Source organism: Citrobacter sp. Cpo032, from assembly GCF_030332975.1.
Lineage (GTDB): Bacteria > Pseudomonadota > Gammaproteobacteria > Enterobacterales > Enterobacteriaceae > Citrobacter > Citrobacter portucalensis.
In genome coordinates, this window is sequence record NZ_JAOWGU010000045.1 from 292,234 (window position 1) to 310,295 (window position 18,062).

General features: G+C 52.3%; 25 protein-coding genes. 13 read left to right on the forward strand and 12 right to left on the reverse strand.

Going from position 1 to position 18,062, the window contains the following annotated elements; all coding sequences use genetic code 11:
- Positions 1–6: 6 nt before the first annotated feature.
- The 3 genes from OGY33_RS14930 to rplU all read right to left on the reverse strand — a co-directional run bounded on the left by OGY33_RS14930 (position 7) and on the right by rplU (position 1,688).
- Positions 7–972, reverse strand: a complete 966-nt coding sequence (locus tag OGY33_RS14930; protein ID WP_008785922.1) for a DMT family transporter — start codon at positions 970–972, stop codon at positions 7–9.
- A 127-nt stretch (positions 973–1,099) separates the two neighbouring features.
- Complete coding sequence (gene rpmA, locus OGY33_RS14935) at positions 1,100–1,357, reverse strand: 50S ribosomal protein L27 (protein WP_003025030.1); 258 nt, start codon at positions 1,355–1,357, stop codon at positions 1,100–1,102.
- A 19-nt stretch (positions 1,358–1,376) separates the two neighbouring features.
- Positions 1,377–1,688 (reverse strand): 50S ribosomal protein L21, encoded by a 312-nt coding sequence (rplU, locus tag OGY33_RS14940; protein WP_003025032.1) that lies wholly within the window; start codon positions 1,686–1,688, stop codon positions 1,377–1,379.
- 258 nt (positions 1,689–1,946) lie between these two features.
- Between rplU and ispB the strand changes: the two genes are divergently transcribed.
- Together ispB and sfsB are read left to right on the forward strand one after the other, a co-directional pair.
- Positions 1,947–2,918 (forward strand): octaprenyl diphosphate synthase, encoded by a 972-nt coding sequence (ispB, locus tag OGY33_RS14945; RefSeq protein ID WP_191238080.1) that lies wholly within the window; start codon positions 1,947–1,949, stop codon positions 2,916–2,918.
- A 220-nt stretch (positions 2,919–3,138) separates the two neighbouring features.
- The gene (gene sfsB / locus OGY33_RS14950) at positions 3,139–3,423 is read left to right on the forward strand and encodes a DNA-binding transcriptional regulator SfsB (protein WP_003025035.1); all 285 of its coding nucleotides are present in this window, start codon (positions 3,139–3,141) and stop codon (positions 3,421–3,423) included.
- Positions 3,424–3,479: 56 nt separating this feature from the next.
- Here the strand turns inward: sfsB and murA are convergent, their stop codons facing one another.
- The 7 genes from murA to mlaF all read right to left on the reverse strand — a co-directional run bounded on the left by murA (position 3,480) and on the right by mlaF (position 8,328).
- Positions 3,480–4,739: a UDP-N-acetylglucosamine 1-carboxyvinyltransferase gene (murA, locus tag OGY33_RS14955; protein WP_003839949.1), complete on the reverse strand. Its 1,260-nt coding sequence runs from the start codon at positions 4,737–4,739 to the stop codon at positions 3,480–3,482.
- A 53-nt stretch (positions 4,740–4,792) separates the two neighbouring features.
- Positions 4,793–5,047, reverse strand: coding sequence for a BolA family iron metabolism protein IbaG (gene ibaG, locus OGY33_RS14960; protein WP_003025040.1), 255 nt, complete (start codon positions 5,045–5,047; stop codon positions 4,793–4,795).
- A 169-nt stretch (positions 5,048–5,216) separates the two neighbouring features.
- Positions 5,217–5,510, reverse strand: coding sequence for a lipid asymmetry maintenance protein MlaB (mlaB, locus tag OGY33_RS14965; RefSeq protein ID WP_003025045.1), 294 nt, complete (start codon positions 5,508–5,510; stop codon positions 5,217–5,219).
- The gene (mlaC, locus tag OGY33_RS14970; protein WP_008785928.1) at positions 5,510–6,145 is read right to left on the reverse strand and encodes a phospholipid-binding protein MlaC; all 636 of its coding nucleotides are present in this window, start codon (positions 6,143–6,145) and stop codon (positions 5,510–5,512) included. Before mlaC ends, mlaB begins: the two co-directional genes overlap by 1 nt.
- Before the next feature lie 18 nt (positions 6,146–6,163).
- Entirely contained in the window at positions 6,164–6,721 is a 558-nt protein-coding gene (gene mlaD, locus OGY33_RS14975) for an outer membrane lipid asymmetry maintenance protein MlaD (protein WP_003828747.1), read from the reverse strand.
- Between the two features lie 4 nt (positions 6,722–6,725).
- Positions 6,726–7,508, reverse strand: a complete 783-nt coding sequence (mlaE, locus tag OGY33_RS14980; protein WP_003025053.1) for a lipid asymmetry maintenance ABC transporter permease subunit MlaE — start codon at positions 7,506–7,508, stop codon at positions 6,726–6,728.
- Between the two features lie 7 nt (positions 7,509–7,515).
- A complete protein-coding gene (gene mlaF / locus OGY33_RS14985) occupies positions 7,516–8,328 on the reverse strand; it encodes a phospholipid ABC transporter ATP-binding protein MlaF (RefSeq protein WP_003828749.1) in 813 nt (270 codons plus the stop codon).
- A 215-nt stretch (positions 8,329–8,543) separates the two neighbouring features.
- Here mlaF and OGY33_RS14990 point away from each other — a divergent pair, with 215 nt between their 5' ends.
- The 11 genes from OGY33_RS14990 (at position 8,544) to npr (ending at position 16,463) form a co-directional block, all read left to right on the forward strand.
- Entirely contained in the window at positions 8,544–9,521 is a 978-nt protein-coding gene (locus tag OGY33_RS14990; RefSeq protein WP_048215460.1) for a calcium/sodium antiporter, read from the forward strand.
- Between the two features lie 13 nt (positions 9,522–9,534).
- Positions 9,535–10,521 (forward strand): arabinose-5-phosphate isomerase KdsD, encoded by a 987-nt coding sequence (kdsD, locus tag OGY33_RS14995; RefSeq protein ID WP_048215459.1) that lies wholly within the window; start codon positions 9,535–9,537, stop codon positions 10,519–10,521.
- A gap of 20 nt (positions 10,522–10,541) precedes the next feature.
- A complete protein-coding gene (gene kdsC / locus OGY33_RS15000) occupies positions 10,542–11,108 on the forward strand; it encodes a 3-deoxy-manno-octulosonate-8-phosphatase KdsC (protein WP_032945113.1) in 567 nt (188 codons plus the stop codon).
- A complete protein-coding gene (lptC, locus tag OGY33_RS15005) occupies positions 11,105–11,680 on the forward strand; it encodes an LPS export ABC transporter periplasmic protein LptC (protein WP_003828757.1) in 576 nt (191 codons plus the stop codon). The genes kdsC and lptC overlap by 4 nt, the downstream gene beginning before the upstream one ends.
- Complete coding sequence (gene lptA, locus OGY33_RS15010) at positions 11,649–12,197, forward strand: lipopolysaccharide ABC transporter substrate-binding protein LptA (protein WP_042311295.1); 549 nt, start codon at positions 11,649–11,651, stop codon at positions 12,195–12,197. The genes lptC and lptA overlap by 32 nt, the downstream gene beginning before the upstream one ends.
- Before the next feature lie 6 nt (positions 12,198–12,203).
- Positions 12,204–12,929: an LPS export ABC transporter ATP-binding protein gene (gene lptB / locus OGY33_RS15015; RefSeq protein ID WP_003828761.1), complete on the forward strand. Its 726-nt coding sequence runs from the start codon at positions 12,204–12,206 to the stop codon at positions 12,927–12,929.
- A 46-nt stretch (positions 12,930–12,975) separates the two neighbouring features.
- Positions 12,976–14,409 carry an RNA polymerase factor sigma-54 gene (rpoN, locus tag OGY33_RS15020; RefSeq protein ID WP_032945120.1) on the forward strand — a complete coding sequence of 478 codons (1,434 nt, stop codon included), beginning with the start codon at positions 12,976–12,978 and terminating at the stop codon, positions 14,407–14,409.
- Positions 14,410–14,431: 22 nt separating this feature from the next.
- Positions 14,432–14,719, forward strand: coding sequence for a ribosome hibernation promoting factor (hpf, locus tag OGY33_RS15025; protein WP_003025078.1), 288 nt, complete (start codon positions 14,432–14,434; stop codon positions 14,717–14,719).
- Between the two features lie 83 nt (positions 14,720–14,802).
- On the forward strand, positions 14,803–15,294 hold the full coding sequence (gene ptsN / locus OGY33_RS15030) for a PTS IIA-like nitrogen regulatory protein PtsN (RefSeq protein WP_032945121.1): 492 nt from the start codon (positions 14,803–14,805) through the stop codon (positions 15,292–15,294).
- Between the two features lie 45 nt (positions 15,295–15,339).
- Complete coding sequence (gene rapZ / locus OGY33_RS15035) at positions 15,340–16,194, forward strand: RNase adapter RapZ (RefSeq protein ID WP_003025085.1); 855 nt, start codon at positions 15,340–15,342, stop codon at positions 16,192–16,194.
- The gene (npr, locus tag OGY33_RS15040) at positions 16,191–16,463 is read left to right on the forward strand and encodes a PTS phosphocarrier protein NPr (RefSeq protein ID WP_003828770.1); all 273 of its coding nucleotides are present in this window, start codon (positions 16,191–16,193) and stop codon (positions 16,461–16,463) included. Before rapZ ends, npr begins: the two co-directional genes overlap by 4 nt.
- 66 nt (positions 16,464–16,529) lie before the next feature.
- On the opposite strand, the gene mtgA is transcribed toward npr, so the two are convergent.
- Positions 16,530–17,249 carry a monofunctional biosynthetic peptidoglycan transglycosylase gene (mtgA, locus tag OGY33_RS15045; RefSeq protein ID WP_003828772.1) on the reverse strand — a complete coding sequence of 240 codons (720 nt, stop codon included), beginning with the start codon at positions 17,247–17,249 and terminating at the stop codon, positions 16,530–16,532.
- Complete coding sequence (gene elbB, locus OGY33_RS15050; protein WP_003828774.1) at positions 17,246–17,899, reverse strand: isoprenoid biosynthesis glyoxalase ElbB; 654 nt, start codon at positions 17,897–17,899, stop codon at positions 17,246–17,248. The genes mtgA and elbB overlap by 4 nt, the downstream gene beginning before the upstream one ends.
- Between the last annotated feature and the right edge of the window lie 163 nt (positions 17,900–18,062).

The window sequence follows — 18,062 nt, forward strand, 5'->3', positions numbered from 1 at the left end:
CGTAAATCATTCGCCTGAGCGGGGTTGCGAAACCACCGTTTCATGCTTACGTAAACCGCCCCAAATTCGATGACCAATGGCGGAATACATCGCGCCCGCAACCACGATAAACGCACCGAGATAACCTAATAGGTTTAGCATCGGTCTGGCGAAGAAATCGGGCCAGGCCAGTGATAATAAATCTGAAAATAACAACGTAAACAGCGGTGTGAGCGTGATAAGAGCGCTCACCTGCGCCGCCTGCCAACGCGCCATTGCTTCCGCGAGAGCGCCATATCCTACCAGCGTATTCAGGCCGCAGAATATCAGGCATGCCAGCTGCCAGTCGCTGAGCTGCGTGATGACACCGGGTTTAGCCAGCGGCAACAACGCGATCGTACATAAAGTGTACAGTAAAAACAGGATCTGCGGTGATGCCAGGCGGCGCAATAACACCTTTTGCGCGACCCCATAGCTCACCCAGACCATCGCCGCACCGACACCAAAGATAACGCCCCAGGTGTAATCGGTGAGTCGGGTAAAAATTTCGATCAGACTGGTATTAAAAAACAGGACCAGGCCGCTCAGAAGCATAATGGCGCCAATCACCTGCGTGCCGCGCATCTTTTCTTTCAGGATAAAGACGCTGGCGATCATCATACCAACCGGTGACAGCTGACCGATAACCTGCGAAGCCGTTGGGCTCAAATACTGCAAGGATGAACTAAACAGAATGAAGTTACCGAACAGCCCACCGGTTGCGATAGCCAGCAACACCAGCCAACGCGCTTTGCGAAAAATACGCAACGGAGGGAGCTTTTTTTTAACCGCAAGAATAGCGCCAAGGCCAACGCTTGCCATTAAAAAACGGTAGAACACCACGGTAGGAGGCTCCATCACCTCCAGCACTTGCTTCATTGCTATTGGCAAAGCGCCCCAACATACCGCCGTTGTGAGTGCTAACAGAATACCAATGCCTGCCTGCTGCTTCATGCCGTATTCCCTGCAAGGGCTCGTTTCCGGGTTGTCACGGCGCGACGAGCGTATTTACCGGCCGTCGAATGTAAAAAGCCCCGCAACGTGTTGCGGGGCTTTTATCCGTTACCGGGACGCGAAAAACTTATTCAGCAACGATGCTGATGAATTTACGGTTTTTCGGGCCTTTCACTTCAAATTTCACTTTACCGTCTGCTTTAGCAAACAGAGTGTGGTCTTTGCCGCAACCAACGTTGGAGCCAGCGTGGAATTTAGTACCACGTTGACGAACGATGATGCTACCAGCCAGAACTGTTTCACCGCCGAAGCGTTTTACGCCCAGACGTTTAGCTTCTGAATCGCGACCGTTACGAGTCGAGCCGCCAGCCTTTTTATGTGCCATTTAATCTGCTCCCCTTAACTTAAGCGCTGATGCCAGTGATTTTCACATCAGTGAACCACTGACGATGGCCCTGCTGCTTACGGTAGTGTTTACGACGACGAAACTTAACAATTTTAACTTTCTCGCCACGACCGTGAGCAACGACTTCAGCTTTGATAACGCCGCCATCAACGAAAGGAACGCCGATTTTGACTTCTTCACCGTTTGCGATCATCAGAACTTCTGCGAATTCAACAGATTCGCCAGTTGCGATGTCCAGCTTTTCCAGGCGAACGGTCTGACCTTCGCTTACTCGGTGTTGTTTACCACCACTTTGGAAAACCGCGTACATAAAAAACTCCGCTTCCGCGCACACCTTTTTGATGATTCAGAGTGCGCTATAAATATTCACAATAGGGCGCGAATATTACGCAAAACGCGAGCCTTTGACAAGTGCTACCGTCAATACATGAAGAAAAAAAACACAACACGTACGGTAACGTTTATCTACGGCGTTTTTTCAGTACAATCAGCATATATTTATAACCCTAAACCCGACGTTACCTTCCCACACAGTAAGGTAATCGGGGCGAGAAGCCCGGCTTTTGCGATGAATTTAGAAAAAATCAATGAGTTAACCGCGCAAGATATGGCGGGGGTCAATGCGACAATCCTTGAACAGCTCAATTCCGACGTTCAGTTGATCAATCAACTGGGGTACTACATCGTTAGCGGCGGTGGAAAACGCATTCGCCCAATGATCGCCGTCCTCGCCGCGCGGGCCGTTGGTTACCAGGAAAATGCGCACGTTACGATTGCGGCCCTCATCGAGTTTATCCACACAGCGACCCTGCTGCACGACGATGTTGTGGATGAGTCAGACATGCGCCGTGGGAAAGCTACGGCAAATGCGGCGTTTGGTAATGCGGCCAGCGTGCTGGTTGGCGATTTTATCTATACCCGTGCATTTCAGATGATGACCAGCCTTGGCTCGTTGAAAGTGCTGGAAGTCATGTCGAAAGCAGTCAACGTCATTGCCGAAGGTGAAGTCTTGCAGTTGATGAACGTCAACGACCCGGACATCACCGAAGAAAACTATATGCGCGTCATCTACAGTAAGACCGCGCGTTTGTTTGAAGCGGCAGCCCAATGTTCAGGTATTCTGGCTGGCTGTAGCGAAGAACAAGAAAAAGGGTTGCAGGATTATGGCCGTTATCTCGGTACCGCTTTCCAGTTAATTGACGATTTGCTGGATTACAGCGCAGATGGCGAGCAGCTGGGTAAAAACGTCGGTGATGACCTCAACGAGGGTAAACCAACGCTGCCACTGTTGCATGCCATGCACCACGGCACCCCAGAACAAGCGCTAATGATTCGCCAGGCCATTGAGCAAGGTAATGGTCGTCACCTTCTGGAGCCGGTTCTGGAAGCGATGAACGCCTGTGGTTCTCTGGAATGGACCCGTCAGCGGGCAGAAGAAGAGGCTGATAAAGCCATCGCTGCGCTTCAGGTGCTGCCCGATACGCCGTGGAGAGAAGCGCTGATTGGTCTGGCACATATTGCCGTACAGCGCGACCGTTAATTCCCTACAGCATCTTCCCTCATCCCGTGTCCTGCACGGGATTTTCTTATAAGTTCCAGTAATCATTTTCCCCTTCCAGATAATCACGCAGAACCTTGGCATATTCTGAATATACACACACTTTACATGAACATTTTAGAACATTCGTTCTTCGGGCGTTATAGTGTCGGCACAACCGATCGTGAAACCGTAAGCCGTTAACCAAAGGAGAGATGAATTGATGGAAAGCAAGCTGATTGACTGGCATCCGGCCGACATCATCGCCGGACTGCGCAAGAAAGGGACCTCAATGGCCGCTGAATCACGTAAAAATGGATTGAGTTCATCAACGCTGGCCAATGCGTTAACGAGACCATGGCCAAAAGGTGAGTTGATTATCGCCCGGGCACTGGGAACTGACCCCTGGGTGATTTGGCCGTCACGCTATCACGATGCCAAAACGCATGAGTTCATCGACAGAACGCGGATGATGAGGAGTCGCAGAGAGAAAAAGAATCCGGAATGAACATTGAGCTGTAACCCCCGGCCAACTGAACTGGGGGTTACAAGAGACGTTGACGATTACTCGCCTTTCACGCGCTCAATGTTTGCGCCCAGCGCACGCAGTTTATCTTCGATGCGCTCATAGCCGCGATCGATGTGATAAATACGGTCGACTACCGTCGTACCTTCAGCAATACACCCTGCCAGCACCAGGCTTGCAGATGCGCGCAGATCGGTCGCCATAACCTGTGCGCCAGAGAGCGTTTCCACGCCGTGGCAAATCACGGTATTGCTTTCGATTTCTGCGTGAGCGCCCATACGGCTCAGCTCAGGCACGTGCATAAAGCGGTTCTCAAACACAGTTTCCGTGATGAAGCCGGTCCCTTCTGCCACCAGGTTCAGCAATGTAAACTGGGCCTGCATGTCGGTAGGGAACGCCGGATGCGGTGCAGTACGCACATTGACCGCTTTCGGACGTTTACCGTGCATATCAAGGCTGATCCAATCATCACCCACTTCAATATCCGCACCCGCATCACGCAGCTTCGCCAGAACGGCATCCAGCGTGTCCGGCTGTGCATTACGGCAGATAATTTTGCCGCGAGAAATTGCCGCCGCCACCAGGAAGGTACCGGTTTCGATACGATCTGGCAGAACGCGATAAACACCACCGCCAAGACGCTCAACGCCTTCGATGGTAATACGATCGGTGCCCTGACCCGTGATCTTCGCGCCCAGCGCAATCAGGAAGTTCGCGGTATCCACAATCTCCGGCTCGCGCGCAGCGTTTTCGATGATGGTGGTGCCTTCGGCAAGCGTTGCTGCGCACATGATGGTGACCGTCGCGCCGACGCTCACTTTGTCCATGACGATATGCGCGCCTTTCAGACGGCCATCAACGGACGCCTTCACATAGCCTTCTTCCAGCTTAATAGTCGCGCCTAACTGCTCCAGGCCGGTAATGTGCAGGTCAACCGGACGTGCGCCGATAGTGCAGCCGCCAGGCAGTGAAACCTGACCCTGACCAAAGCGGGCAACCAGCGGCCCGAGCGCCCAAATGGATGCACGCATGGTTTTCACCAGATCGTACGGCGCACAGAAGACGTTCACATCACGCGCATCGATGTGCACAGAACCATTACGCTCAACTTTCGCACCCAGCTGGCTCAGCAGCTTCATTGATGTGTCAACGTCCTTCAGTTTCGGGACGTTTTGGATCTCTACAGGTTCTTCAGCCAGCAGCGCCGCAAACAGGATCGGCAGTGCGGCGTTTTTAGCGCCTGAAATTGTGACTTCGCCCTGGAGCTTAGTTGGCCCCTGAACACGAAATTTATCCATTATTCTGTTCTCTGTTAAGAATTTATCTTCGCTACCGGCACATCACCCGTAGCTCAAAAACCGTTAAGTTTGCGATCGCGCGCCCATTCCGCTGGGGTAAACGCCTTAATCGACACGGCATGAATGCGGTTGTCCGCAATGTACTCCATCAACGGGCCATAGACCGATTGCTGCTTCTTGACCCGGCTCATGCCTTCAAACATCTCACCCACGGCAATAACCTGAAAGTGACTGCCGTCGCCAGAAACGTGGACTTCCTGGAGGGAGAGTGCATTCATCAGCACGCTCTGAATTTCATTATTTTCCATGGGCTCTTCATTCGTCAGATAGTGAAAACAGCCCAACATCTTAGAGCAAAGTGGCGCTGTCATAAATAAGCAAAAAGCCTCGCTGATAAATCAGACAAGGCTTTAGTGGCAGATCCCCCTCAGGGGTTTTGCCGGATAGCGGCACAAGACCTTATCCGGCTTGGAAAAATTAACGCGGAAGGACGTCGTCAGGCAGATTGTAAAGCTGCGCCAGCGTGTACACTTTATCGTTAACACCAGTGAGTGAAACGCTGTTTCCCTGCTGCTTGCCCTGATTAATCAGATGCAACAGTAACGCCAGACCGCCGGTATCTACCCGGGATACCTGGTTCAGGTCGATGCAGGATACCCCTTTCATCGCCTCAATTCGCGCATCCCATAATGGGTTTAACACGTCCTGATCCAGCTCCCCCACCAGCACCAGCTTGTCGCCTTCACGCGTCCAGGTGAGTGACTGCGTCATTATTTTTTCTCTTCCAGAGTGATTTTCTGCTGAGCAATAGATTTCAGCTGCGCCGTCAGGCCATCAATACCTTTGGTACGCAGCAGATCGCTCCACTCATTTTGTTTGGTGGTGATCATACTTACGCCTTCAGCAATCATGTCATAAGCCTGCCAGTTACCGGTCTGGGAGTTTTTACGCCACTGGAAATCCAAACGTACCGGAGGACGACCGTTTGGATCGATGATGGTTACGCGGATAGGCACGATGGTCGCATCACCCAGCGGTTGCTCTGGTGCAATTTCATAAGTCTGGCCATGGTACATCGCCAGAGCCTGGCCGTAGGCCTGCTTCAGATATTCACGAAATGCGGCAAAATAGGCTTCACGCTGAGCAGGGGTCGCATCTTTGTAGTAGCGACCCAGTACCAGCGCACCCGCATATTTAACCTGCACGTATGGCAACAGTTCCTGATCGACAACCTGGCGCAGGTAATCCGGGTTTGCGCGGATTTTAGGTTGTTCATTCTTCAGACGGTCAAATGTCTTCTGCGCCGCCTCATTCATCTGTTTGTACGGGTTCGTTTGGTCGGCTGCAGTTGCTGCGCTAAGCGGGGCAATCACCAGCATAGCCACCATCATCAATCGTTTAAACATACGTCGATTCTCCTGAGATTATTTCGTTGCGCCCGCAGGCGTAGTGGCTTCATTATTGCCGTCAGTTGCGGCTGGCGCATCGCCAGAATTCTTATTGTCATCACCTTTACTGTTGCTGTTGTAAAGGAACTGACCAATCATATCTTCCAGCACCATCGCGGATTTCGTGTCCTGAATCGTACCGCCATCTTTGAGGATAGACGTTCCCAGCTCAGGATCTTCAAAACCCACGTTCAATGCCAGATACTGTTCGCCCAGCAGACCGGAAGTACGGATGCTCAGAGAACTGGTGTCAGGAATATGGTTAAAACGCGATTCGATTTCCAGCGTCACGCGCGGCAGGTACGTTTTCGGATCTAACGAGATGTCCGATACGCGTCCAACTACCACCCCGCCAATCCGTACCGGAGAACGCTCTCTCAGGCCGCCGATATTATCAAAGGTCGCATAAATCGTGTAAGTCGGCTCAGTACGCATTGAGGTAACGTTCGCCGCCTTCAGGCAAACAAACAGCGCTGCCAGCAGCGCAACCAGCAGGAATAACCCGACCCAAATTTCATTTTTTTTCGTTTGCATGAACTCAATTCCCAAACATCAGTGCGGTCAGCACAAAATCCAGCCCCAGAACGGCAAGAGAGGCGTGCACAACGGTGCGTGTCGTTGCCCGGCTAATCCCGGCAGAGGTCGGGATCGCATCATAACCATTGAACAATGCAATCCAGGTGACCGTAATGGCGAACACCACGCTCTTAATCAGACAGTTAACCAGGTCCAGACGCCAGTCGACGGCATTTTGCATAGCCGACCAGAAGAAGCCTGCATCAATACCCTTCCAACTTACGCCAACCAGTGAACCACCCCAGATACCCACTGCGACAAAAATAATCGTCAGCAGCGGCAATGAAATGACACCAGCCCAAAAACGTGGGGAAATCACCCGGCGCAGTGGATCGACGGCCATCATCTCCAGACTGGAAAGCTGTTCGGTCGCCCGCATCAGGCCAATTTCTGCGGTTAAGGCCGACCCGGCCCGCCCGGCAAACAGCAGCGCCGCAACAACCGGTCCCAACTCACGTAACAATGACAGTGCCACCAGCATACCGAGGCTGGTTTCCGCGCTGTAGGTGGTCAGCACCAGGTATCCCTGCAACCCCAGCACCATACCGATGAACACGCCAGAAACAATAATGATCAGCATCGATAAGACACCGACATTATAGAGCTGGCGTATCAGCAGCGGCGCATGTTTGCGAAACTCCGGCTTGCCGACAACCGCATTGAACAACATTAATCCGGCTCGCCCGAACGTCCTGAGGGTTTTTATTCCCCGATGTCCGAGTGATGCCAGCGCATTTAACAACATGGGTGGCTTAACTCCCTGTTTTGAGTAAATCGATGTGGTAGTCGCCCGCCGGGTAACGGAACGGAACCGGTCCATCGGCAATGCCGTCAAGGAACTGGCGTACGCGCGGATCGGCATTTTCTTGTAGTGCCTGAGCACTACCGTAGGCCACTATTTTTTTGTCCGCCATTATATAGGCGTAATCCGCAATACTCAGTACCTCAGGCACATCATGGGATACCACCACACAGGTGACGCCCAGCGCGCTGTTGAGTTCTGAAATCAGCTTCACCAGAACGCCCATGGTGATGGGATCCTGGCCGACGAACGGCTCATCAAACATGATGAGGTCTGGCTCCAGCGCGATAGCACGTGCTAACGCGGCGCGACGCGCCATCCCACCGGATAATTCAGAAGGCATTAATTTGGCCGCACCCCGCAGGCCGACGGCCTCGAGCTTCATCATCACCGTGCTCTTCAGCAACGGCGCTGGCAACGTCGTATGCTCGCGCAGAGGGTACGCGACGTTGTCAAACACATTCATGTCGGTAAATAGCGCACCAGACTGAAACAGCATACTCATGCGCTTACGCACGGTAAATAAACGCGAACGGGACATGGCCGGGACGTTCTCACCGTCAAACAGGATCTCGCCCTTATCCGGGGGGATCTGTCCGCCAATCAGACGCAACAGCGTCGTTTTGCCGATGCCTGATGGCCCCATGATCGCCGTCACCTTACCGCGCGGTACCGTCAGGGAAATATTATCAAAGATGCAGCGGTCACCCCGGGAAAAGCTGACATCGCGCATATCGACTAGATTCGCCACAGACTGCCCCATTGATTCATCCTTTACTATTGCCTCGTTGATCGAAGAGTTTGGCGCTCAATTTAGCCATGAACTCAACATATTTACAGATTATTGCCTGTCCTGGTTAGCGAAAGCTGGCATTTGTTTTACTTTTTAGCCGCATAAAGTCAAAATTAAGACTTCGTTACGGCTTCCAGAAGATCCTTCAAGTGGACCGGCGAGTATACCTGAAGAAAGGACTTTAGATGCTTTTAGCGACGGCGCTGTTAATAATTGGTTTACTTCTGGTGGTCTACGGTGCCGACCGTCTGGTATTTGCCGCATCCATTTTATGTCGAAATTTCGGTATTCCTCCCATTATCATCGGAATGACCGTGGTCAGCATGGGTACGTCGTTACCCGAGATCATTGTCTCCGTTGCCGCATCGATGAATGGGCAACTCGATCTGGCTGTCGGGACCGCCATAGGTTCTAACATCACCAACATTCTGCTTATTTTAGGCCTGTCGGCGCTGATTCATCCTTTTACCGTGCATTCTGATGTTCTGCGTCGTGAATTACCGCTAATGTTGCTGGTAAGTATTTTAGCTGCATCCGTCCTGTATGACGGGCAGTTAAGCCGCAGCGACGGTTTCTTTCTTCTGCTTCTGGCCGTGCTATGGCTGCTATTCATTGTTAAAATCGCCCGTCTGGCCGAGCGACAAGGCAATGACAGCCTGACGCGTGAGCAGATAGCTGAGCTGCCGCGCGAAGGCGGATTACCGGTCGCATTTTTGTGGTTGGGCATTGCGCTGATTATCATGCCAATGGCAACACGTATGGTGGTGGATAACGCTACCGTGCTGGCGAACTATTTCGCCATGAGCGAACTTACTATCGGGCTGACAGTGGTCGCCATTGGTACCAGCCTGCCGGAGCTGGCAACAGCGATTGCAGGTCTGCGTAAAGGTGAAAACGATATTGCCGTCGGTAACATTATCGGCGCAAACATTTTTAATATCGCTATCGTCCTCGGGCTACCGGCGTTGATTACGCCAGGTGAAGTCAATCCAATGGCCTTCACCCGTGACTATAGCGTCATGCTGCTGGTGAGCGTGATTTTTGCACTACTCTGCTGGCGACGTCCGCGCCAGATTGGTCGCGGCGCAGGTGCGCTGCTGACCGGCGGTTTTATCATATGGCTGGCGATGCTGTATTGGTTATCGCCACTTCTCGTTGGATAACTGGAAACGCATTATGTCGCACTTAGAGTTGCAACCGGGTTTTGACTTTCAGCAAGCAGGCAAGGAAGTCCTGGCAATTGAACGTGAAGGCCTGGCGGAGCTTGATCAGTACATCAACCAAAATTTTACCCTCGCATGCGAGAAAATATTCAGCTGCCCGGGCAAAGTGGTGGTGATGGGAATGGGGAAATCCGGCCATATCGGGCGGAAAATGGCAGCCACATTTGCCAGCACCGGCACCCCCTCATTTTTTGTACACCCAGGCGAAGCCGCACATGGCGATCTGGGTATGGTCTCGCCGCAGGATGTGGTCATTGCCATCTCTAACTCCGGTGAATCCAATGAGATAGCGGCGCTGATCCCGGTATTAAAACGTCTTCATGTACCGCTTATCTGCATGACCGGTCGTCCTGAAAGCAGTATGGCGCGTGCGGCAGATGTGCATCTGTGTGTTAAAGTGCCCAAGGAAGCTTGTCCGTTAGGCCTGGCGCCGACCAGCAGTACGACAGCAACACTGGTGATGGGCGATGCCCTAGCGGTGGCATTATTAAAAGCGCGCGGCTTTACCGCGGAAGATTTTGCGTTGTCTCATCCCGGTGGCGCACTGGGCCGTAAGCTTTTACTGCGCGTTAACGATATTATGCATACGGGCGACGAGATCCCGCATGTGAGCAAAAACGCCAGCCTGCGTGACGCCTTAATTGAGATCACGCGTAAAAATCTCGGCATGACCGTCATTTGCGATGATGCCATGAAGATTGACGGTATTTTCACCGATGGCGATTTACGTCGTGTCTTCGATATGGGCGTTGATGTACGCCAGTTAGGCATTGCCGATGTGATGACCCCTGGAGGCATTCGCGTGCGTCCGGGTATTCTTGCCGTCGATGCCCTGAACTTAATGCAGTCCCGCCATATCACCTCGGTAATGGTTGCTGATGGCGACCAGTTACTCGGTGTGTTACATATGCATGATCTGCTGCGTGCAGGTGTAGTGTAAGAAACTCAAGGATAACGAAAATGAGTAAAGCAGGTGCGTCGCTTGCGACCTGTTATGGACCCGTCAGCGCAGACGTTATCACCCGGGCAGAAAACATCCGTTTGCTGATCCTGGATGTGGATGGCGTACTGTCTGATGGTCTGATTTATATGGGCAACAACGGTGAAGAGCTGAAGGCTTTTAACGTCCGTGATGGTTACGGAATTCGCTGTGCGCTCACTTCCGGTATTGAGGTTGCCATTATTACCGGACGAAAGGCTAAACTTGTAGAAGATCGCTGTGCCACTTTGGGGATCACCCACCTGTATCAGGGGCAGTCAGACAAACTGGTTGCCTTTGGCGATCTCCTTAGCAAACTGGCGATCGCGCCGGAGAATGTCGCCTACGTTGGCGATGACCTGATCGACTGGCCGGTGATGGCTAAAGTAGGATTGAGCGTCGCGGTGGCAGATGCCCACCCTCTGCTGATCCCGCGAGCCGATTATGTCACCCACATTGATGGGGGACGTGGCGCTGTGCGTGAAGTCTGCGATTTATTACTCCTGGCGCAGGGCAAACTGGACGAGGCCAAAGGGCAATCGATATGAGCAAAACCAGACGTTGGGTTATCATTCTACTGTCGCTGGCTGTCCTTGTGATGATTGGTATTAATCTGGCAGACAAAGATGACACCGCTCAGGTCGTCGTCAATAACAACGAGCCAACCTATAAGAGCGAACATACTGATACCGTCGTGTATAGTCCGGAAGGCGCGCTGAGCTATCACTTGATCGCACAACACGTTGAATATTATTCGGAACAAGCGGTTTCGTGGTTTACTCAACCGGTATTAACCACGTTTGATAAGGATAAAGTACCGACCTGGACGATCAAGGCCGATAAAGCCAAATTGACCAACGATCGGATGCTGTATCTGTACGGCCATGTTGAGGTTAACGCCCTGGTGCCTGACTCTCAACTACGCAGAATTACGACCGATAACGCGCAGATTAACCTGGTGACACAAGACGTCACTTCCGATGATCTGGTGACGTTGTATGGCACAACATTTAACTCCAGCGGACTGAAGATGCGCGGCAACTTACGCAGCAAGAACGCCGAGCTGATTGAAAAGGTTAGAACCTCATATGAAATCCAAAACAAACAAACTCAGCCTTAATCTTGTACTTGCCAGCTCACTTCTGGCCGCCAGCATTCCGGCATTTGCTGTCACCGGCGATACCGAGCAGCCGATTCACATTGAATCGGACCAGCAGTCCCTGGATATGCAGGGCAACGTGGTGACGTTTACTGGCAACGTGATTGTGACCCAGGGCACCATCAAAATTAACGCCGATAAAGTCGTTGTGACCCGCCCGGGCGGTGAAGACGGTAAAGAAGTGATTGATGGTTACGGTGATCCGGCCACGTTTTACCAGATGCAGGACAACGGTAAGCCAGTGAAAGGCCGCGCCTCACACATGCACTATGAACTGGCGAAAGACTTCGTCGTTCTCACCGGTAAGGCTTACCTGGAACAGCTTGATAGCAACATCACAGGCGATAAGATCACCTATCTGGTAAAAGAGCAGAAAATGCAGGCCTTCAGCGATAAAGGCAAACGCGTCACCACCGTTCTGGTTCCGTCGCAGTTGCAGGACAAAAACAAGGCTCCGGCAGAGAAAAAAGGTAACTGATTCGTTATGGCAACATTAACTGCAAAGAACCTTGCAAAAGCCTATAAAGGCCGTCGTGTGGTTGAAGATGTCAGTCTGACCGTCAACTCCGGGGAGATCGTCGGTCTGCTCGGTCCTAACGGTGCAGGCAAGACAACAACCTTTTACATGGTAGTCGGCATTGTCCCGCGCGATGCGGGTAACATTATCATTGATGACGAAGACATCAGTCTGCTGCCTCTGCATGCGCGCGCGCGTCGCGGCATCGGCTACTTACCGCAGGAAGCATCGATTTTCCGTCGCCTGAGCGTGTTTGATAACCTGATGGCGGTACTGCAAATTCGTGACGATCTGACCAGCGAGCAGCGGGAAGATCGGGCCAACGAGCTGATGGAAGAATTCCACATCGAGCACCTGCGCGACAGCTTAGGTCAGTCGCTCTCCGGTGGTGAACGACGCCGCGTGGAGATCGCTCGCGCACTGGCCGCTAATCCGAAATTTATCCTGCTGGATGAACCGTTTGCCGGTGTTGACCCGATTTCTGTTATTGATATTAAACGGATCATCGAACACCTTCGCGACAGCGGCCTTGGCGTGCTGATTACCGACCACAACGTCCGCGAAACGCTGGCAGTGTGTGAGCGCGCCTATATCGTAAGTCAGGGACACCTGATCGCGCACGGCACGCCAACAGAAATACTGCAGGATGAGCACGTTAAGCGCGTATACCTTGGGGAAGACTTCAGACTCTGATAGGGTAGAAGACTTCACGTCACTGCAGGAGAAAACAACTCTGAACATGAAGCAAGGTTTGCAACTCAGGCTTAGCCAACAACTGGCGATGACGCCTCAGCTACAACAGGCTATCCGTCTGTTGCAGCTGTCCACGCTGGAACTTCAGCAAGAACTTCAGCAAGCGCTGGAAAGTAACCCACTGCTCGAGCAAACCGATCTTCACGACGAAATTGATACCCAGGAAAAACAGGACAGCGAAACCCTCGACACCGCAGATGCACTCGAACAAAAAGAGATGCCTGAGGAGTTACCGCTTGACGCCAGTTGGGATGAAATTTACACCGCCGGGACGCCTTCGGGCACCAGCGGAGATTACATCGACGACGAACTGCCTGTGTATCAGGGTGAGACCACGCAATCACTACAGGATTACCTGATGTGGCAAGTGGAACTGACCCCGTTCTCGGATACCGATCGCGCCATTGCGACATCCATTGTGGATGCGGTAGACGAAACCGGTTATCTCACCGTGACCCTGGACGATATTCTCGAAAGCATGGGCGATGACGACGTCGGTATGGACGAAATCGAAGCCGTGCTTAAACGCGTTCAGCGCTTTGATCCCGTTGGCGTGGCCGCCAAAGATCTCCGTGACTGCTTACTGATCCAACTTTCGCAGTTTGATAAAGCCACGCCGTGGCTGGAAGAAGCGCGTCTGATCATCAGCGATCACCTCGATCTGTTAGCCAACCATGACTTCCGCACCCTGATGCGCGTGACCCGGCTGAAAGAAGACGTGCTGAAAGAAGCCGTCAACCTCATCCAGTCGCTTGATCCCCGCCCAGGGCAATCGATCCAGACCGGCGAGCCGGAGTACGTCATTCCGGATGTGCTGGTGCGTAAGCATAACGATCGCTGGGTGGTCGAACTCAACGGCGACAGCATTCCGCGCTTACAGATTAACCAGCACTACGCCGCCATGTGCAATAGCGCGCGCAACGATGCCGACAGCCAGTTTATTCGTAGCAATCTGCAAGATGCGAAGTGGCTGATTAAAAGCCTGGAAAGCCGCAATGATACGTTGCTGCGCGTCAGCCGCTGCATCGTTGAGCAGCAGCAAGCTTTCTTTGAGCAAGGCGAAGAGTTTATGAAACCGATGGTGCTGGCGGATATCGCCCAGGCCGTCGAGATGCACGAATCGACCATTTCCCGTGTGACCACGCAAAAGTATCTGCACAGTCCGCGCGGCATTTTTGAATTGAAGTATTTCTTTTCCAGTCACGTTAACACTGAAGGCGGAGGTGAAGCCTCATCCACAGCTATCCGTGCGCTGGTGAAGAAATTAATTGCTGCGGAAAACCCCGCGAAACCGCTGAGTGACAGCAAGTTAACCTCTATGCTGTCAGAACAGGGTATCATGGTGGCACGCCGCACCGTTGCGAAGTACCGAGAGTCTTTATCCATTCCGCCGTCTAACCAGCGCAAACAGCTGGTGTGACCCAACCGATAAGGAAGACACTATGCAGCTCAACATCACTGGAAACAACGTCGAAATCACCGAAGCCCTGCGCGATTTTGTGAATACAAAATTTGCCAAGCTCGAACAATATTTCGACCGGATTAATCAGGTCTATATTGTGTTGAAAGTGGAGAAGGTTACACATATCTCGGATGCAACACTGCATGTGAACGGTGGCGAAATTCATGCCAGCGCGGAAGGTCAGGATATGTACGCCGCCATTGACGGTTTAATTGATAAACTGGCTCGGCAGTTAACAAAACATAAAGATAAACTGAAACAGCACTAACTTGTCCGGGCAGTTAGCGGGTGCAGGACGGCCTGTTGTGTAGCACAACGGGCCATTTGTACAGTTAGCGCTTAGGTGAAATTATGACAAATAACGATACGACTCTACAACTGAGCACTGTTCTTAACCAGGAATGTACACGCGCAGGCGTTCACTGCCAAAGCAAGAAACGCGCACTGGAAATCATCAGCGAACTTGCGGCAAAACAGCTTAGCTTGCCTGCTCAGGTGGTATTTGAAGCCATTCTGACGCGTGAAAAAATGGGCAGTACCGGCATCGGTAATGGTATTGCTATCCCGCACGGAAAGCTGGAAGAAGACACGATGCGCGCGGTTGGTGTGTTTGTTCAACTCGAAACACCCATCGCCTTCGACGCCATTGATAATCAACCTGTCGATCTGCTTTTCGCCCTGCTGGTCCCGGCAGACCAAACCAAGACGCATTTGCATACGTTGTCACTGGTCGCAAAACGTCTGGCAGATAAAACCATCTGTCGTCGTCTGCGCGCCGCGCAGAGTGACCAGGAGTTGTATCAAATCATCACGGACACCGAAGGTGGACAGGATGAAGCATAACAACCCAATGGCATCCTTTTTTGTCGTTGTGAGGAGAAACAGTACATGGTACTGATGATCGTCAGCGGCCGTTCAGGGTCAGGTAAATCTGTCGCCCTGCGTGCGCTGGAAGATATGGGTTTTTACTGCGTGGATAACCTTCCCGTAGTGCTGTTGCCCGATCTGGCTCGTACACTGGCCGATCGCCAGATTTCTGCGGCCGTCAGCATTGATGTGCGCAACATGCCTGAGTCCCCGGAAATTTTCGAGCAGGCAATGAATAATCTGCCCGAGGGTTTCTCACCACAGCTGCTGTTCCTTGATGCAGACCGTAACACGTTGATTCGTCGCTACAGCGACACGCGCCGTTTACACCCGCTCTCCAGCAAGAACTTGTCTCTGGAAAGCGCTATCGATAAGGAAAGCGATTTGCTGGAGCCTCTACGCTCTCGCGCTGACCTGATCGTTGATACCTCCGAAATGTCCGTACACGAACTGGCAGAAATGTTACGTACCCGACTGCTGGGTAAACGTGAACGTGAATTGACGATGGTATTCGAATCCTTTGGTTTCAAACACGGTATCCCGATTGATGCGGATTACGTCTTTGACGTGCGCTTCCTGCCTAACCCACACTGGGATCCGAAGCTGCGCCCAATGACCGGTCTTGACCGCCCTGTCGCCGCATTCCTCGACAGGCACACAGAAGTACACAATTTTATCTACCAGACTCGCAGCTATCTTGAGCTATGGTTACCCATGCTGGAGACCAACAACCGTAGCTACCTTACCGTAGCCATCGGCTGTACCGGCGGGAAACACCGTTCGGTGTATATTGCAGAGCAGCTGGCAGACTACTTCCGCTCACGCGGTAAAAACGTGCAGTCACGCCATCGTACGCTGGAAAAACGTAAATCATGACCGTGAAGCAAACCGTTGAAATCACCAATAAGCTGGGCATGCATGCCCGCCCAGCGATGAAACTGTTTGAATTGATGCAGGGTTTCGAAGCAGAAGTTTTGCTGCGTAATGATGAAGGAACGGAAGCCGAGGCCAACAGCGTTATCGCTCTGCTGATGCTGGATTCAGCCAAAGGGCGTCAGATAGAAGTCGAAGCCACGGGACCACAGGAAGTAGAAGCCCTGGCCGCAGTGATTGCCCTGTTTAATTCAGGGTTTGATGAAGATTAATCGAGTACACAGAACGTAGCCAGTAGGCCGGATAAGGCGTTTACGCCGCATCCGGCAATAACTACGCTAATACAGCTTATTTTCCCGCATAAACGACTCACCACCTAACTGGCGCATTTGGCGCATAATCCAGGCCTGGCGGTTACGCACATAACCAGAAGGCGCATTCGCCTTAAAACGCAAAGGATTGGGCAATACTGCCGCCAGCAAGGCCGCTTCAGACAGGCTCAACCGACTGGCCGGTTTATGAAAATACCGTTGCGCCGCCGCCTCCACGCCAAATATCCCATCGCCAAACTCGGCGATATTCAAATAGACGGTCAGAATACGTTTCTTACTCCAGACGGTTTCCATACCCAGCGTTAGCCCGGCTTCGAGACCTTTACGCACCCAGCTACGTCCATCCCACAAAAAGAGGTTTTTCGCCGTCTGTTGCGATAACGTCGACGCCCCGCGAATGCGGTTTTCATTGCGTTCATTGTGCGCCAGCGCTTTCTCTATGGCGGTGACGTCAAACCCCCAGTGGTCTGGAAACTTCTGGTCCTCCGCAGCAATCACCGCCAGTCCCATCCACGGTGAGATCTCATCCATGCTCACCCAGTCCGAGTGCGCCACATAGCCGAAATCACCGGACAGCCATGCGCCCAGCTGTCGCTCGACCATTACCGCCGAGAAAGGCACAGGCATCACGCTGAAAAGTGCGATGCCCCCGCCCCAGAATACGGCGAGGACAACCACCACCCGCAGAAAAATACGTCGCAGAAAGGCGGTTACTCCTTTTCTCATTCAGTCAGCACCAGCACACGCGATACCAGTTTATCGATGCCACTCGCAGCCTGAGCGATGTCCTGCGCCAGCATATAGGCAGGCGTGGTGACGATTTTGTTGTCTTCATCGACGACAATGTCATCAACCGGACAAGGAACATGCTCAGCGCCCATCTCTTCCAGCACCTCTGCCGTGTCGATATCAGTGCCGATGGTCAGACGCAGCGGGAAGTCAAAAATTTTAGGTAACATGGCAGGCGCAATGCACATAAACCCCAACGGCTTACCCGCCTGATGCATGGCCACCGCCAGCGCGGCTAAATCGCTGTCAACCCGGCATTCGCTGCCCTGACTGGCAAAATTGCTCAGATTTTTGGCCGCACCAAACCCACCCGGCACGATCAACGCATCCAGTTCCGATGAGACTGCCTGCGCAAGTGGGCGAATATCGCCACGTGTGATACGCGCGGCTTCAATCAGCACATTGCGAGTTTCCAGCATCGGCTCGCCGGTCAGATGATTAATCACATCCGCTTGTTGTTTATCTGGTGCGAAACAGACAGCCTGAGCGCCGTTGCGGGCAATGGCCAGAAGCGTGAGAACAGTTTCATGGATCTCTGCACCGTCATACACGCCGCATCCGCTGAGCACTACACCCACTTTTTTCATCGCAATACTCCTTTCTCAACTGGCTGAAACATATTAGTTATTATGATTTAAATGCTACGCTTCACACATTTAACTGATTCATGTAACAAATTATTTAAGATTTGCTATCTTAACTGCGTGCGGCCTGAAAATTAGGGCTGCGCCCTTGTAAACAATGATAATA